This window comes from Botryobacter ruber (assembly GCF_003347595.2).
Classification (GTDB): domain Bacteria; phylum Bacteroidota; class Bacteroidia; order Cytophagales; family Hymenobacteraceae; genus Pontibacter; species Pontibacter ruber_A.
On record NZ_QCZK02000061.1, the window covers coordinates 57,297 to 74,076 of the forward strand.

Annotated in this window: 12 protein-coding genes; 7 read left to right on the forward strand and 5 right to left on the reverse strand. The window is 51.8% G+C overall.

Annotation, left to right across the window (positions count from 1 at the left end):
* Positions 1–113 precede the first annotated feature (113 nt).
* Positions 114–860, forward strand: coding sequence for a hypothetical protein (locus DCW36_RS21685; RefSeq protein ID WP_114780630.1), 747 nt, complete (start codon positions 114–116; stop codon positions 858–860).
* A gap of 6 nt (positions 861–866) precedes the next feature.
* Here the strand turns inward: DCW36_RS21685 and DCW36_RS21690 are convergent, their stop codons facing one another.
* Both DCW36_RS21690 and DCW36_RS21695 read right to left on the reverse strand, forming a co-directional pair.
* Positions 867–3,023 carry an ABC transporter substrate-binding protein gene (locus DCW36_RS21690; RefSeq protein WP_114780631.1) on the reverse strand — a complete coding sequence of 719 codons (2,157 nt, stop codon included), beginning with the start codon at positions 3,021–3,023 and terminating at the stop codon, positions 867–869.
* A 41-nt stretch (positions 3,024–3,064) separates the two neighbouring features.
* A complete protein-coding gene (locus DCW36_RS21695) occupies positions 3,065–4,114 on the reverse strand; it encodes an alpha/beta hydrolase (RefSeq protein ID WP_114780632.1) in 1,050 nt (349 codons plus the stop codon).
* A gap of 478 nt (positions 4,115–4,592) precedes the next feature.
* Between DCW36_RS21695 and DCW36_RS21700 the strand changes: the two genes are divergently transcribed.
* The 6 genes from DCW36_RS21700 (at position 4,593) to DCW36_RS21725 (ending at position 12,047) form a co-directional block, all read left to right on the forward strand.
* Complete coding sequence (locus DCW36_RS21700) at positions 4,593–5,687, forward strand: Gfo/Idh/MocA family protein (RefSeq protein WP_114780633.1); 1,095 nt, start codon at positions 4,593–4,595, stop codon at positions 5,685–5,687.
* A 66-nt stretch (positions 5,688–5,753) separates the two neighbouring features.
* A complete protein-coding gene (gene aspA / locus DCW36_RS21705; RefSeq protein WP_114780634.1) occupies positions 5,754–7,166 on the forward strand; it encodes an aspartate ammonia-lyase in 1,413 nt (470 codons plus the stop codon).
* Positions 7,167–7,335: 169 nt separating this feature from the next.
* A complete protein-coding gene (gene ppnP / locus DCW36_RS21710) occupies positions 7,336–7,617 on the forward strand; it encodes a pyrimidine/purine nucleoside phosphorylase (protein ID WP_114780635.1) in 282 nt (93 codons plus the stop codon).
* A 267-nt stretch (positions 7,618–7,884) separates the two neighbouring features.
* Complete coding sequence (locus DCW36_RS21715; RefSeq protein ID WP_125185262.1) at positions 7,885–8,781, forward strand: hypothetical protein; 897 nt, start codon at positions 7,885–7,887, stop codon at positions 8,779–8,781.
* 167 nt (positions 8,782–8,948) lie between these two features.
* Positions 8,949–11,498 (forward strand): ATP-dependent helicase HrpB, encoded by a 2,550-nt coding sequence (hrpB, locus tag DCW36_RS21720; RefSeq protein WP_114780637.1) that lies wholly within the window; start codon positions 8,949–8,951, stop codon positions 11,496–11,498.
* Positions 11,499–11,621: 123 nt separating this feature from the next.
* Positions 11,622–12,047: a c-type cytochrome gene (locus DCW36_RS21725; RefSeq protein WP_114780638.1), complete on the forward strand. Its 426-nt coding sequence runs from the start codon at positions 11,622–11,624 to the stop codon at positions 12,045–12,047.
* Positions 12,048–12,658: 611 nt separating this feature from the next.
* On the opposite strand, the gene moaC is transcribed toward DCW36_RS21725, so the two are convergent.
* From moaC to DCW36_RS21740, 3 genes are all read right to left on the reverse strand, one after another.
* Entirely contained in the window at positions 12,659–13,141 is a 483-nt protein-coding gene (gene moaC / locus DCW36_RS21730) for a cyclic pyranopterin monophosphate synthase MoaC (RefSeq protein ID WP_114780639.1), read from the reverse strand.
* 49 nt (positions 13,142–13,190) lie between these two features.
* Complete coding sequence (locus tag DCW36_RS21735) at positions 13,191–14,399, reverse strand: molybdopterin molybdotransferase MoeA (protein ID WP_114780640.1); 1,209 nt, start codon at positions 14,397–14,399, stop codon at positions 13,191–13,193.
* A 235-nt stretch (positions 14,400–14,634) separates the two neighbouring features.
* Positions 14,635–16,779: a xanthine dehydrogenase family protein molybdopterin-binding subunit gene (locus tag DCW36_RS21740; RefSeq protein ID WP_114780641.1), complete on the reverse strand. Its 2,145-nt coding sequence runs from the start codon at positions 16,777–16,779 to the stop codon at positions 14,635–14,637.
* Between the last annotated feature and the right edge of the window lies 1 nt (position 16,780).

Consider the following 16,780-nt stretch of genomic DNA (forward strand, 5'->3'; position numbering starts at 1 on the left):
GCTGCTCCTGCTTCAGCTAAATCGTGCTAAATTTTACCCTTTCAGGCTACACTTATCTTTCTGATTCACGTTTATACAGGAATCACACAACTGCTGCAGAAGCAACACATGAGTTGATCAGAAAGATAACAATAATTAGCTGTATTGCAGGCCTGCTTTGCCTTGTCCAGATTTCGGTTCAGGGGCAGGACAGTACCGCTACTACCCAAGCCACTTCTTCCAGCACAGGTTTTCTGGATTTTAACGGCTACTACGATACGCGGGAATTCAGCGTTTATACGCTGAACATTTTTTCGCAGCTGCCCAAAAGATTCGAATACTTCTCGCTCACCAACTTTCAAGGAGATAAAAAAACAGCAGACCTCGACAACTTCTACACCGAGCAGAATGTCCGCTGGAAACCTGTACCGAAAATCCCCATCGATTTAACGGCGCAATGGATCATACGCAGCGGCACCGGCAACGACAATGCCTTTCTCGGAATACTCTGGAAACCCGGCGATATGGCTGCACTGGCCCCTGTCTTTAAAAGCATTAACCTGTATTATTTTGCCAACCTGCACATCGTGCGGCTGAGCGAGCACACCGGCGTTAAGTTTTTCAGGCAGCTGGAGCATGTTTACAAGCTTAACATTCTGCCCAAGCTACTGGACAACCGCGTGTACATCGGCGGGTTTGCCGACCAGAACGTCGAGTATCACGACAACGGGAAAGTTTCCTTTAACTGGGTAACAGAACACCAGCTTGGGGTAATGGTACTGAAACAGTTTTATGTAGTGGTGGAATACAGGATAAACGAGTTTTCGCCAACCGAGAAATCAGGTGTGGGCTACGGGCTGCAGTATGTGATTAACTACTGAGCTATTTTAAGAAGAAGCGACAAACATGGTGAACACCATCAGGATAATCGGGAAAACATACAACTGGTAAAACCGCGCTATTTCGTTTTCGGTATCATGCTTCTCCCTTCTTACATATCGTAAAATGGAAGTTCCGATCAACGAGGTAATCATCAGGTAAGTAAAAACAAAAATTTTGTCGGAGACGGTGGCATGTTCCAGTTCCGGCTTGTAGGTAGAGAGGTTTAAGGCGATGGATGCGAGCAGCGCTGTAACCTGTATGGCCCCGATGGTTTCGAACCTGTAAAACGGGATGTAGACCGAGAAATAGGTAACCATCAGGATAACGAGCAACGGAATCAGTATCTTGAGAAAAAAATCGATACGGGCTCTTTTCAAAATAAAAATATAGCTGAACTTGTAAACCGGCAGTGTCTGCTTTAATTCTTCCAGCGGGTTTATAAAACTGATAATATCGTGATTAAAGCCCACAAAATGGTCTGTTAACTCCCATCCGCCAGACTCAAAAACAGTATCGCGCAGCTCACCTATAGGCGGCTGAATCATAAAGGGTTGCAAGGCACTGCGCGGCTGAAACGAGATCACGAACTTCTGCTTGTCAAAAGGATATTCGTGCAGGTCGGGTTTAAAAATAAACATGCCCGATACTTTGTACAGGCTGTTGTACATGGGCACTTCACCGTATACTTTCCTTTCTCTTATCAGGCTGATATCGATTAACGAAGTATGGTCTGTTTCGCTGCGGGCGGCATTTGTAAAATCGACATCGTCGATGGAGAAAGGTGTGCTTGTAAAAATCTCAAAAAAGAAATCGGCATGAAATGTTCCGTCATTATCGCTGATCCGGTCTATTCTTACCAAATCCATGTGCGTGTAAAGCACCGGTGCCGCTTTAAGCGAATCGTCCAGAAACACCAGCTGTTCGGGGGTTAAAATATGGTGCGGCAGGTTTTTAGGTTTCCAGGCAATAAACATATCCTGGGCGCCCGATTTGTTTTTGGTAAAATACCAGTCGGCATACCAGCCTCTGAAAATCTGTTCGCCGCCAATGTACCGGTGCAAGCCCTTTACGATTTTCGCCCGGATGTCAGGCGTTGGGCCAACCGGTGCAGCGTTGGCAGCCTCGGCAATCATACCGATAGCATCGGCAAAACGAGCGCCAAACGACAACTGGAATTCCAGCTCCTGCGTGTACTTCATATTATTACCCAACGACAACAGGACTTCCTGGAGCCGTAAATTCAGCGTTCCGGAAACGCCTGCAATATTCACATCATACAGCTCTCCTACATCCTGCCCTTCGGCCCTTGCCTGGGCCACCACAAACCCGGCATCGCCAAGTCCCACAAAAACAGGCACATCCAGCCCCGCTTTCCGCAACCCCAAAATAATGGTCTTCGCAATACCCGATTCTATCGACACGAGCATAAAATCAGTACCTGCTGCTTTTAGTTCTTTTACAATAGCGCTAAACTCTGCATCCGTATACTGGTGGTCTATCGGGAAATGATACTGCCCCACCACCGAAAAAGCAGAATCCTCTTCCGCCAGATCCGTCATCTGCTCCAGGTTGGCAAGCGAGAACAAATCACCTTCCTTGCCAATATAGCCCGCTCTTTTAAAATGGCCTTTCAGTATAAATTTCAGCGCTCCTCCCTGCTCGATAATGCCGTTTTCAGCTGTAAACATACTCGGGTAATCATCAAAAAGAGAGGTTAAGGCATACTCGCCAATAAACGGAACTTTGGCAGGACCAATCAATGCTGAAATGGCATACGCCCTCGAGGAGCTCCAGCAGCCAACGTACCCAATCAGGTGCTCGTCATCAATCGTTTCTTTTACCTTCTGGTAAGCCACCTCGCTGTTGCTTTTATCGTCGAGGTACTGCACCCGGAGTTCTCTTCCCATCACGCCGCCGGCCAGGTTTATCTGCTCCAGCCTTTTCCCGATGATCAGCTGCGCCATCCCAAAATCCTCTTCACTTAACTCAACCGTGTTCAGAATTACGCCAATGGTATAGTAGTCTTTGAATGTGGTAATGGAAAAAATTTTATGCCTGAACAGGTAGGTCGCCATTAAAATAATCACGATTAACAGCATCAGGCTCCCTTTGTAAAGCGCAGATTTTGATCGCCATAATTTTAGAAGTTGCTTGAGTTGCATAGGCGGTTAGCGAGTAGTTGTAGTAAATGTCAGGCTGCCGGTTATTCAAACTTCAGATATGTTTCAAAAAATGGAAGCATGTCGTTGTAGGCCCTGCCGTCCGGGGTCCATAGTTTGTTTACGTGGTCGCCGATATATTCTTCTGCATAATGGCTGATGCCATAGGCTTCCAGTTCCTGGCTAAATTGCAAGCTGGTAACCGGAATGTGTGGAAAAGGATCATTTCGGCCCCAGTCCAGTTTTAGGGCGTTCAGTCCTTTTAGCTCCTTCACATGGCTGCTCACCATCCGGGTAGGCGACTGCTTTTCCCACTTTGCCAGCACATCGTAATTTACCACTTTCCTGTCGCCTTCGTAGCTCACCGGCAGGTCGCAGTAGAAGGGCGGTTTTTGAGGGTTTGGTGAATAAACACGTCCCATAGCTATGTAAGCAGTAGCCGCCATGTTTTCCAGTATCTCCTCCCGTGTTTTTGCCGTGCTAATCATTTTGAATGCTGAATTATCAATGGTGTATTCTTTCCCCCAATCCAGTTTCGCAGGACTCATGGCATAAACAGCCCCAAATACATCAGGGTACTGCATCACCAGTTTCAGGGCGCCATAGCCTCCCATGGAGTGGCCGGCCAGCCCGCGGCTGTTTTTATCCGGAATGGTCCGGTAATTCTTATCGATAAAGGTCACCACTTCGCGTGCCGTAAAATCGGCCCAGTTACCGGTGAGGCTGGAGTTGGTAAAATAGCTGCCTCTGTAAAGTGTATGATGATCTGGCATGACCACAACAGTTTCCCGGATTTTTCCCGCGGCAATAGCCTTATCCAGTAACTGGTCCAGGTGGTCCTGTGCAATAAGCAGGCTGTCGTTCCAGGCAAACCCGTGCAGGTAGTAAATAACAGGATAGCGTTTGTTGCCTTCGTTATAACCCGGTGGCAGGTAAACGGTTATGCTGCGCACAGGATTTTCACCGCCACGGTTACCCTGGAGAGCTTTTGCCAGCAGTTTTTCAACCCGCACCTGTCCTTTACTGTAATCCTGGGCATGGCAGAAGAGTACCTGAAAAAAAAGGAAAATGCACAGCAGAACTTCTCGTTTCATACTATAGTTAATAATGACTGTTCAGCCTCATTTGCAAATAGACAAAGCCTGCTCTTCTCTCCAGAAACCTTACCATCATCGGCCTATAACCGATGTTATAACGTCACTTTGCAGCTGCTCTATAATCCTGGGCGCCTGGTGTTAGCACACCGCATGCCATTAAAAGCCTTTAGCCCCTCTTATCCTAACACGTTCAGCCAGAGGCAGCATATCGTTACTTTTACAGGCTAACGTCAACTTTGCCAGCAGCGTTTTATTCCTATTGCATCTCCTGTTGCAGCGCATCCGGGAGGTACGGTTTCATGCAGAAAATATCACCTACACGAAGCTGGTGCATCAAGGTCGGGCTGCTTCATAAAAATAAAATGTTCTGCACCTGCCACCATTGCCGCTGCTGCTCAATTCCGGACCATAACTCAAACAGAAAAAGGACTGTATACTCTTTTAACAGCAGCTTCGCTACAAAAAACAGCACGATATGACCTCCCGCAGAAACGTATTAAAAACCCTGGCGCTGGGCAGCGCCGCAACCCTTTTCTCACCGCATGTTTTACTGGCAGCCACGCGCCCGCAGAAAGAGCGTTTGGGTGTGGCCCTGGTCGGCCTCGGCTACTACAGCACCGACCTGCTGGCCCCGGCCCTGCAGCAGACGAAGCATTGCTACCTGGCAGGCATTGTTACCGGCACACCTGCCAAAGCCGAAGCCTGGAAAAAGAAGTACAACATCCCCGAAAAAAACATCTACAACTACCAGACCTTCGATAAGCTAGCCAACAACCCGGACATTGACGTGGTGTACGTGGTGCTGCCGCCATCCATGCACCACGAATATGCTGTGCGGGCCGCCAACGCAGGCAAGCATGTGTGGTGCGAAAAACCCATGGCCATGACGGCAAAAGAATGCCTGGAAATGATTGATGCCTGCCGCAAAAACAACAGAACGCTGGCCATTGGCTACCGGCTGCAGCACGAGCCTAACACGCAGGAGTATATGCGCATTGTAAACGAGCAGCTGCTGGGCAAGGTGCAGCACCTCAGCTGCGGCGCCGGCTACCGCGAAAACCGCACCAACCACTGGAAACAGAAGAAAGAAATGGGCGGCGGCGCGCTCTACGACATGGGCGTGTATTCCATCCAGGGCGCACGGCTGGGCACCGGCATGGAACCCATTGCTGTAGTCTCTGCCAAAACCTCCACCACCCGCCCGGAAATCTATAAAAACGGCCTCGACGAAACCACGCAGGCAAAGCTCGAATTTCCGGGTGGCGTAATGGCCGACATCGAAACCAGCTTTGGCAAAAACATTAACTACCTGAACATTACCTGCGAAAAAGGCGAGATCAACATGCAGCCCTACCAGAGCTACGCCGGCGTAAGAGGCAGCAGTCCGCTCGGCGAAATTCACCACCCCTACCAGGTGCCCTGGCAGCAGGCAAAGCAGATGGACGACGATGCGCTGGCCATTATGCAGAAGAAACCAATGCTGGTGCCGGGCGAGGAAGGGCTGCGCGATATCCGCATCGTAGAAGCCATTTACAAAGCAGCAGGCACGGGTAAACGGGTGCAGTTATAAAAACCAAGACAGCAGAAAAGCGGTATGCATTGAGGCTGATGAAAAGAAAAAAACAAAGCAAAATACATGGAGCAAACTTATAGAACAGAGCATGATTTCCTGGGGGAAAAAGAAATTCCTGCCGACGCTTATTATGGCATTCAAACCCTGCGGGCACTCGAAAACTTTAACATTACCGGCATCACCACGGCACAAGAGCCGTGGTTTATAAAATCCTTGGGTTGTGTAAAAAAAGCAGCCGCCCTGGCAAACCGCGACTGCGGCGTACTGGACCCCAAACTTACCGAAGCCATTGTGTTTGCCTGCGACAAATTAATTGCCGGCGAATACCTCGACCAGTTTCTAACCGACCTGATCCAGGGTGGCGCCGGCACCTCGGTCAACATGAATGCCAACGAAGTGATCGCCAACATCGGGCTCGAATACCTGGGCCACCAGAAAGGCGACTACCAGTACCTGCACCCCAACAACCACGTCAACGCCTCGCAGTCTACCAACGATGTGTACCCCACCGCCCTCATGATTGCCCTGCATCATAAACTCAACGGTTACCTCGACGCCCTGACTGCCTTAGACGACGCCTTCGCCCGGAAAGGAATCGAATTCAGCAAAGTGATTAAGATGGGCCGGACCCAGTTGCAGGACGCCGTACCCATGACACTGGGGCAGGAATTTCAGGGCTATGCCACCACCACCGCCGAAGACATCCGCCGCCTGCGCGAAGCCCAGGGCATGCTGGTGGAATGCAACATGGGCGGCACCGCCATCGGCACCCGCGTAAACGCACCGGAACGTTACCCCGAACTGTGTACTAAATATTTAGCCGAAATCACGGGCCTGCCCATCACCCTGGCAGCCGACCTGATCGAGGCCACTTCCGACACCGGTGCCTTTGTACAGGTCTCGGGAGCCTTAAAACGAAGTGCAATTAAAATTTCCAAAATCTGTAACGACCTGCGCCTGCTCTCTTCTGGTCCGCGTGCCGGTTTTTATGAAATTGCCTTGCCGCCTATGCAGCCGGGTTCCTCCATTATGCCGGGTAAGGTAAATCCGGTTATCCCGGAAGTAGTGAACCAGGCAGCCTATTATGTGATGGGTGCTGATGTAACGATTACCATGGCTGCTGAAGCCGGGCAGCTGCAGCTGAATGTGATGGAGCCGGTGATTGCCTTCAGCCTCTTCACCTCCATCAACTACATGACCAACGCCATCAACACCCTGCGCACCCGATGCATAGATGGCATCAAAGCCAACGTTGAAGCGTGCCGCGACATGGTGATGCGCAGTATCGGCATCGTCACATTCCTGAACCCGATTGTCGGGTACGAAACTGCCTCGGCTGTTGCCAAAGAAGCCCTGGCCACCGGCAAATCTGTACACGACATTGTGGTGCTGGAGCGCAAACTGATCATGCAGGAGAAGTGGGACGAGATCTATACCTTCGAAAACATGATCAACCCCGAATTTATCAGCGGGTAAACCTCTGCTGCACCTGCCACCACAGCCTCTGCTGCTCGATGGAAGAAGATTTTAGCGAGAAGATATAACACAGGCAAAAGGAAAGGTAAATCGTGTTTTTCTTTTCGGATATCTAAGCGGAATGTATTTACTTCGTGCCCGTAATCATCCATAAAATTTTCAGAAAAAAATGATCAAAGTTAACGAATATTTCGACGGTCAGGTAAAGTCTTTAGCATACCGTTCAGAGGCTGGTAAGTCTACAGTCGGCGTCATAGAAGCTGGCGACTTCGAATTCGGCACCTCTGAGCACGAAATCATGACTATCGTGGAAGGCGAACTGGAAGTACTGCTGCCAGGCGCACAGGAGTGGCAGTCGTTCGGACAGGGCCAGAAGTTTGAAGTTCCTGCCAACGCGTCTTTTAAAGTAAAATCCAAAGGGCAAACTGCTTACCTTTGCCAGTACCGCTAAGGTGCAGCAGTAGTTTTCCAAGCACCCGCTTTCTTTAGGCCTGAAGTTCTCCTCCCGGAGCGACAGGCAAAAGAAAGCGGGTGTTCTTTTTTCCGGCACATGCACCGGCTCCTGATATTATAATTTATCCAGTTGGCGTGCAAGCTTTCTGGTGAAGTGTGTCAAATTTTCTGTAATTGATTTTTTTGGTTCAGGATCCTAGAAATGCGGGAATATCATAATATCTTGCTTCTGTCTAATCTGAACAAAACAAGAACGAAATCTTTCATGAACCTGAAGAAGCTCTACCGGTTAGTTGCTATCGCACTTCTTTTAATAGGACTAGCTGCTTGTGAAAAGAAGGAGGAAATGGCGCCTTTCGAAGACATTAAAGTCAAGAATATAAAAGTTCCGGGTGCGAGCTATCAAAATGGAAGTATGGTTCGGGGGTACCATGTTACATTCATAAAATATAACCAGGATAAAATCGAATATATTACTAACAGAAGCGAGTTTGCTGGTAAATCTACCTTAAACGACAGCACCCGCTTCTTTTATGCAGACGGCACCTTGAATTATGCCACCAGAGTTATTATTTCCCAATCCCTCAATTCTTACACTTTTGTACAGCAAAAGAACTATGAGTTTACACGAGATGCAGAAGGAAAAATCATCCAAACTACTATCAAAGGAACAGGCGTTAATCCTGATGTTGTCAGCCGGTATACTTACCAGAATGGCAGATTAATCTCCTTACAGAAAGGTTCTCAAATTGATTCTATCAGGTACAATGACCTTGGAAAAATAGAAACTGTGAAGACGTATAACACCAGTTTTTCTGTCTTTCGTCCCGGAAGCGAAGTAGCAGAACCAAAAAGAGAAGTAAAAATAAATAGGTACGCTTCTTCCTACAGCCCCTACTACATCATAAATAATAAATTAGGTTTCCCTTTTATGGCAAGCCGGGAAGTAAACATTGTACCTTCACTTTACGAAGAAATTGCCGAACGCTGCGTACAAGCAATCTATCTTACCGAATTCAGTAATCAACTTACAGTGAACGGACCAGTGCCTGATAAGGAAGGGACAGTTGAACTTTTATATGATACAGACAAGAAAGGACGGGTGGTAGGGCAGTATACGGAAGGCCGTTATGACTTACGAACAATTTATGAATATTATTAATATTTAAAATCATTCTGTTCCAGGTCCTGTCCCCCGACAGGACCATACCTGTTCCCTTCCCATTTTATCCTTACTAAACTTCTGTCGTAGCTCTTAAGGCAATCAGAAACAATAGGCCCCATGCCTGCTCTACAACTTTCGAAATCTTTCCCGAACTTTGAGGTACCATGGCTACTTCAAACCTATTTGCTTCACTCCCCGACTTACCCGTTAAAGAAGCGCTCCCGCGGCTGCTGGAAATTTTGCACACCCACAACCGCGCCGTACTCGAAGCACCACCCGGCGCCGGTAAAACGACCTTGGTACCACTGGCCCTGCTGCAGGCTGACTGGCGGCAGGATAACAAAATCCTGATGCTGGAACCCCGGCGGCTTGCTACCCGTGCAGCCGCACAACGCATGGCCGAACTGCTGGGCGAGCCGGTGGGGCAGACGGTGGGCTATTGGGTGCGGATGGAGCACCAGGTATCCAAAAATACCCGGATCGAAGTAGTAACAGAAGGCATCCTGACGCGCATGCTACAGGAAGACCCGGCCCTGGAAGGTGTAGCCGCCATCATTTTCGACGAGTTTCACGAACGCAGCCTGCAGGCAGACATGGGGTTGGCGCTGGCGCTGGATGCACAGGCCGTACTGCGTACCGACCTGCGCCTGCTCGTCATGAGCGCCACCCTCGACGCCACCACCGTCGGCAGTTGGCTTGAGGCCCCGGTAGTAACAAGCGAAGGTCGTCAGTACCCGGTCGAGACGCACTACCTGCCGCTGGCTGAAGTGGCTGCTGCCGGTAACCGTCCGGGAGAACGGTTGACAAACCTCGTACCCAAAGCCATTCGGCAGGCACTGGCCAACCACCCGGAAGGCGATGTGCTGGTGTTTTTGCCGGGCATGGGCGAAATGCTGAAAGTGGCGCGCCAACTCGAAGACAAACTACCATCAGCTACCGATCTGCACATCCTGCACGGCGAACTGGCCCTCGCTCAGCAACTGGCTGCCATTCACCCTGCTCCCAAAGGACGGCGCAAAGTGGTGCTCGCCACCAGCATCGCCGAAACCAGCTTAACCATTGAGGGTGTGAAGATCGTGGTAGATGGCGGATTTGCCCGCGTGCCAAAATTCGTTCCCCGCACCGGCCTCACTACCCTCGCCACCATCCCCGTCTCGCGCGATGCCGCCGACCAGCGCTGCGGACGTGCCGGTCGTCTCGGCCCCGGTTTCTGCTACCGCCTCTGGTCCTCCGCCGATCAGCTGCAGCTCCCCGACCGCCAGGCGCCCGAAATCTGCGAAGCCGACCTTTCCGGGCTGGCCCTGGAGCTGGCCATCTGGGGTATCAAAGACGCCACAGACCTGAAGTGGCTCGACACCCCTCCCGCCGCTGCCCTGGCCCTTGCCCGCGACCTGCTCCGTCGCCTCGAAGCCATCGATGCAACAGGCAATGCCACTACACACGGCAAAGCACTGGCTGCACTCGGACTACCACCGCGGCTGGGCCACATGGTTATGCGCGGTCATGCGCAGGGTCTTGGCGCAACAGCCTGTGCCCTGGCTGCTTTCCTGGCTGAGCGCGATTTCCTCCGGACCGTGGAAACCAACCGGGGCGACATTCAACCGGATCTTCACCTCCGCCTGGAGCTGCTGGACCGCAAGTCCTCCTATACCCCCGGCTTCACTACCGACGAAAACACTATTCGCAAAGTACGCGAGCAGGCGAAAAACCTGCGCAATCGCCTGCGCGAACGCGATGCCGCCATCAATCCCGACGCCGCCGGCCTGCTCACCGCCCTGGCTTACCCCGACCGGCTGGCGCAGCGCGAATCGTCGGGACGGGTGCGGCTGATAACGGGACAGAAAGCAGCCTTGCCTACCGAACTTTTCAGCGAAGCCGAGTTTTACGGCGTAGCCCAACTCGACACCGGCGGCAAGCAGCCCCGCGTACTCCTGGCAGCACCGGTATCAAAAGAAGAAATCCTGGAACAGTTTGCGGAACAGCTGGAGCAACTGCAGGAAGTGCGCTGGGATGCCGCCTCGGGCCGTGTAGTGGCAAGACAGATCGCACGACTGGGCGCGCTGGTGCTGGAGGAAGTTAATCAAACAAAACCCGACCCTGACCTAGTGGCACAGGCCCTGCTGGCGGCGCTGCAGGAAATGGGCATCGAGCGGCTGCCCTGGTCAGACCAAGCGCTGCGCACCCGCCAGCGGCTGGCTTTCCTGCACCAACTCGACCCGGAACGCTGGCCCGATATGTCAGATGCTGCCCTGGCTGCTACCATGGACGAGTGGCTGGCGCCGCACCTGGCAGGACTTCGATCGCTGGAGCAGGTGGCCAAGCTCGACTTCAACGAGCTGCTGCTGGCGGACCTGTCGTGGGAGCAGCGCCAGGAAATGGACCGGCTGGCGCCCACGCACCTCGAAGTGCCCAGCGGCTCCCGCATCCCTCTCGACTACTCCGACCCTGCTACTCCCGTGCTGGCGGTGCGCCTGCAGGAAGTGTTTGGCCTGCTCGACACGCCCCGCATCGGCGGCGGCAAAGTGCCCCTGCTCCTGCACCTGCTTTCCCCGGCTTCGCGCCCCGTACAGGTTACCCGCGACCTCCGCAGCTTCTGGAGCACCGGCTACTTCGACGTCCGCAAAGACCTGCGCGGCCGCTACCCCAAGCATCACTGGCCCGACGATCCGCTCTCAGCACCACCCACACGTGGAACGAAGCGAAGGCCGGGTTAACCTAAAATTTAAGAAACAAATTCTGCAAAAGAACTAAAGCAGCTAAGCAAATCGTTCAGCATATCAAGCACAGGTAATACTGAAGAAGAATTTTGATTATATTAGCTTAAAATTTAGCAGCGCATGTTGAAAGGAATATTAATAGCAATTTTTGTGGGTTCTGGATATTTGTTCACAACACCATCACAACCCCAGGCAAAACAAAAGCCGGATGCCCTAAAAGAAAGCCTGAAGCGGGGCGAACAGGTATATATTACCAACTGCCAGAGCTGCCACATGGCCCAAGGCGAAGGAATTCCCGGAGCATTTCCACCGCTGGCAAAATCGGATTACCTGCTGAAAGACCAGAAGCGCGCCATCAGCTCCGTTGTATATGGCGTCAGCGGCGAGATTACGGTAAACGGTGCAACGTATATGATGGATATGCCGGCCCAGAGCCACTTATCAGACCAGGAAGTAGCCGACGTGCTTAATTATATTCAGAATAACTGGGGCAACAAAGCCAAACCCGTAACGCCAGCCCAGGTAAAAGCCGAGCGGAAGAAGTAGCCTGAACCGTTGATGGTAGTGATGAAATGATTTTTGTGATTTTGACCGTTGATAATATTGATGAAATGATTTGATGTTTGCCTGAACAGGGTTTAAGCCATTGTATGGATTAACATGCTCATTCGGATGTTTTCATCCGAATGCTAGCTGCTGGGGATCTCCAGATCCCCGTAAACCAGTAGCCTATGAGCAAATTGTCATCAGTATCACCGGGAGCGATCCTTACCCATGACCTGTCCCCCGACAGGTCATTTTCTTTTGCAGGAGCATAGAAAAACCCTTCTGCACCTGCCACCACAGCCTCTGAACCGTTGTCTGAACCTTTGATTTACGGTGATTAAAATGATTTTTGTGATTTTATGTCAGAATCAGGATTTACAGAATTTTTGGATTTTCAGGATTGGATTTGTCTGAACACGATTAAGAAGATTGAAGGAATAACAGGATTAGGTTTGTTCGTGGTTCGTGCAGGAGACGCGGTGCCCGCGTCTCTACAGATCATAATACCCAACGCTCTAACTTTCTGTGCTGCCGTTAAAGGGTTGAAAATCTTCAACCCATACAAAATCTCTAACTCCCAAACTTTCTAACTCCTAAACTCTCTAACTTCTCTAACTTTCTAACTTTTTAAAATCGCGCTTGCCTCCGGTCTTCGCCATCAGCCTGGTTTCCCGGATGATGATATCGTGGCTGAGGGCTTTGCACATGTCGTAGATGGTAAGAGCAGCAACAGAAGCTCCAACCAAGGCCTCCATTTCGATGCCGGTTTTAGCAGTGATGCTGGCGGTGCAGTCTATCACGACCTCCTGCTGCTCGTTCAGGTGAATGTCGATGTGGCAGTTGTCCATGCCCAGCGGGTGGCAGAGCGGAATCAGGTCGCCGGTTTTCTTGGCAGCCATAATGCCGGCTATGATGGCCGTCTGGAAAACGGAGCCTTTTTTGGTTTGTATGTCGCCCTCCAGGAACTTCTCCAGTACCGCTGGTGGCAGGTAAACAATGCTGCGTGCTCTGGCCGTGCGGTGCGTGGCCTGTTTGCCACCCACATCTACCATGTTGGCTTTGCCTTTATCGTTTAAATGCGTGAAGTCGCTCATGTTAATTTAAATTGCAAGGTTAAAATTGCTGCTTATCCAGCTTCAACAATCAATAAAACAGCCGCTTAAAAGGCCACACCCGGTACACTTCGCCTGCACGGAAGCTGTTCTGCTCCGCAGGCAGCTCCAGGAAGGCATCTGCCTCTACCAGGTTCGAAAAATCGCCGGAACCGTTGCCTGCAAATGGTGTTGCCAGTAACTGCCCTTTTTCATTTACGCTGATCTTCACCTGGAGGAAGTACTGCAGCGGCGGATTAAACGTCACCTCCTGGCTAAGGGCAGCAAATAAGCCGGACTTGCCACTTATGCCCAGGCTAGCTTCTAGCCAGGGCAGGAAGTAGCGGTGCAGGCACATGAACGTGGAAACGGGGTTACCGGGCAGCGCAAAAACCAGGGTTCCTCCTGCATGTCTGCCAAACCAGAAAGGCTTCCCGGGCCGTTGTTTTACTTTGTGGAAAAGCTTTTCTACCTGCAGCTCCTCCAGCGCCTGTGGCACGTAGTCGAACTTCCCCATCGAGATGCCGCCGCTCATGATGATCACATCATACTGCTGCAGGCACTCCGCCAGGTGCATCCTGGTAACAGACAAATCATCGGGCAGGTGCAGCAGGTCAGGCTGCAGCGCATACTGCTGCAAAGCAGCCTGCACCAGGTAACTGTTTGACTGCCTGATCTGGTGTGGCAATGGAGGCTGGTGCACCGGAACCAATTCATCCCCGGTAGAGATCAGTACCACCTTCGGCAGCTTTTTTACCGGTAGCTCAGTAGCGCCAACGGCAGCGGCTATTCCAAGCAGGGCCGGAGAAATTACTTGATTTGCCTGCGCCACCACGTCATACTTTTTCTTGTCTTTCCCCTGCTCATGCACGTTCTGCCCCTGCTTTACATGCTCCGTCAGCAAAGTGGCTTCACCATCCTGTATTTCCAGGTCTTCGTAGCGGATAACGGTATCGGCAGAAGGTGGCAAGGCTGCACCAGTCATAATCTCGATGCATTCTGTTGCAGTCTCTAGTACGGCAGGCGCGTCACCTGCTGCCTGGGTTGATTTGATGGTAAAAGTGCGGTGCCCTTGGGCAAAGCCTTCGTAACGGATGGCAATGCCATCCATGGCAACGCGGTTGAAAGGAGGTAAATCGCGGTCGGTCCGCAGGTCTTCTGCCAGCACCCGCCCCAGCGCCTGCTCAAACGGCACCAGTTCCTGCCCGTAGTCCTTTGCCAGTGCCAGAATTATTTTTTCTGCTTCGTCAACCTGAATCATAGTATCTGATTTACTGCCACAAGTTTAGCGTTAGCGTAAATGTGGCTTATTATTTCAGCAAGCTTTAAGCTTGCAAACACTGGAACACGCAAGCTGAAAGCTTGCCAGTAAGCAGTACCACAAGTGACGCTGTCGCTAAACTTGCGGTAGTAACGCCAGTAAAGCTACTGAAAAAAATAAAGCATATCACCGGCAAGAAACCAGTGATATGCTTTTAATGTGAATGTGAGGCTGCTTAGGCGAAACTTACCTCGTCCTGCGCTGTAAAAGGCTGGTTACGTAGTCGCTTACCGGTCGCTTTGAAAATAGCATTTGCCACCGCACCACCTGTCGGCGGAAGCGCAGGCTCTCCCAGCCCAGTCGGGTCGATGCCGTTGTTAACGAAATGCACATCAATTTCAGGCACTTCTTTCATCCGGATAAGCCTGTAATTGTTGAAGTTGCTCTGCTCCGGGCTGCCGTTCCGGAAGGTCAGGTTGCTGTACATGGCATGGCCTAAACCATCCACTACACCCCCTCTTACCTGCTGATAGGCGCCACTCAGGTTTACCACCACGCCACAGTCGGCGGCAGCATAAATTTTATCGATAGCCGGTTTTCCGTCCTTCATTTTTACCTCCGCAACCTGCGCCACATACGACCGGTGCGAAAAGTAAACGCTAAAACCCTGGTGCACGCCTTTCTTCTTGCCCCAGCCCGATTTTTCTGCCGCCAGTTCGATAACGCCGCGCATGCGGTCGATATCATATTTCACGGCACCGACTGGCGCTTTTTTGGCTTTATCGAGCAGCTCCAGGCGGAACTGGATGGGGTCTTTTCCGGCAGCATGCGCTACTTCGTCCAGGAACGCCTGCTCGGCAAAACCCAGGAAGTTCGTAATTGGGGCACGCCACGGCCCTGTGGTGATGGGTGATCTGTGCTCCACCGAATCGATCAGCAGGTTATCTACCGCACCTGACGGGAAATTGTCTTCGCGTGTCGGGTTACCTGCGTTCATGCCTGCTCCCCGCAGTTTGTAGCCAATCATATTGCCTTTGGCATCGAGGGCCGCCTCGAAACGGTAACGCACAGCCGGACGGTAGGTGCCGCCGGTCATGTCGTCTTCGCGGGTCCAGATAACTTTTACGGGGGCTTTCACGAGGTTGGAAACTTCTACTGCTTCCAGTACATAGTCGTTGCTGAGCCTGCGGCCAAAGCCACCGCCAAGGCGGGTAAGCTCCAGGGTAATTTTCTCCGGTGGAATATTCAGCAGGCGGGCCGTCTGGCTTCGTGCCCCATCCGGTGTCTGCGTCGGACCAATCAGCTCCACCCCATCCGGACGCACATGTGCAAAAAAGTTCATAGGTTCCATCGGGCTGTGCGGCAGGAACGGGCACTGGTATTCGCTCCGGACCACTTTTGCTGCACTAGCAAAAGCGGCCTCCACATCGCCCTCTTTGCGGCGCACCTTCGCATCCGGGCTATCCAGCAGCTCTTTGAACAGGCGGTCGTGGTCGGCGGAGCTTTCGAGGGCGGCGTCTTTTTCGTATGCTATTTTCAACTGCTTGCGGGCTTTGTTTACCTGCCAGGTCGATTTTCCTACCACGGCAACCTTGTCTCCGAATGTCACCACATCCACGATTCCGGGCATGGCTTTGGCCGCAGCCGCATCCACCGACTTCAGTTTCATGCCGAACGCCTCCGGGTGCTGCACCATCGCAAACAGCATTCCTTCTTTGTAGACATCCATGCCATAAAGCGGCTTGCCGGTTATCATTTCACGGTTGTCGACGTTGCGAACGGCTTTGCCGATCAGCTTGAAATCTTTCTGGTCTTTCAGTTTGACATCGGCAGGCACGGGTACTTTGGAAGCCTCTGCAGCCAGTTCGCCATAGCCCAGTTTGCGCCCGCTTGCCTGATGCACTACCATGCCGTTTTCGGTGGTAAGCGTACTGGCCGGAACATTCCAGCGTTTGGCAGCAGCTTCTATGAGCATCTGGCGGGCAGTGGCCCCGGCTTTGCGCAGGCGTCCCCAGGAGTGCGGAATAGCGCCGCTCCCGCCGGTTACCTGCCGCTGAAACTTTTCGGTATCAAGTGGCGCCTGAATTACTTTTACTTTAGACCAGTCAGCATCGAGCTCCTCGGCCACAATCATGGGGAAGGAGGTTTTGATGTTCTGGCCCAGCTCCGGGTTGGGAGAAAAAATCGTGATAATGCCATCCGGGGCGATGGACAGGTAGCTGTTGAATTCAATGGTACCGGCGGCAACGGCATTTTCGCTTACCACTTCGAGTGCCGAAGCGACCGTGCTGGTCCAGCTGAAGCCCAGTACCAGGCCACCGCCTGCAGTGGCCATCAGCTTCATGAAATTTCGTCTGCTTGGTTTTGATAGTTCCGACATG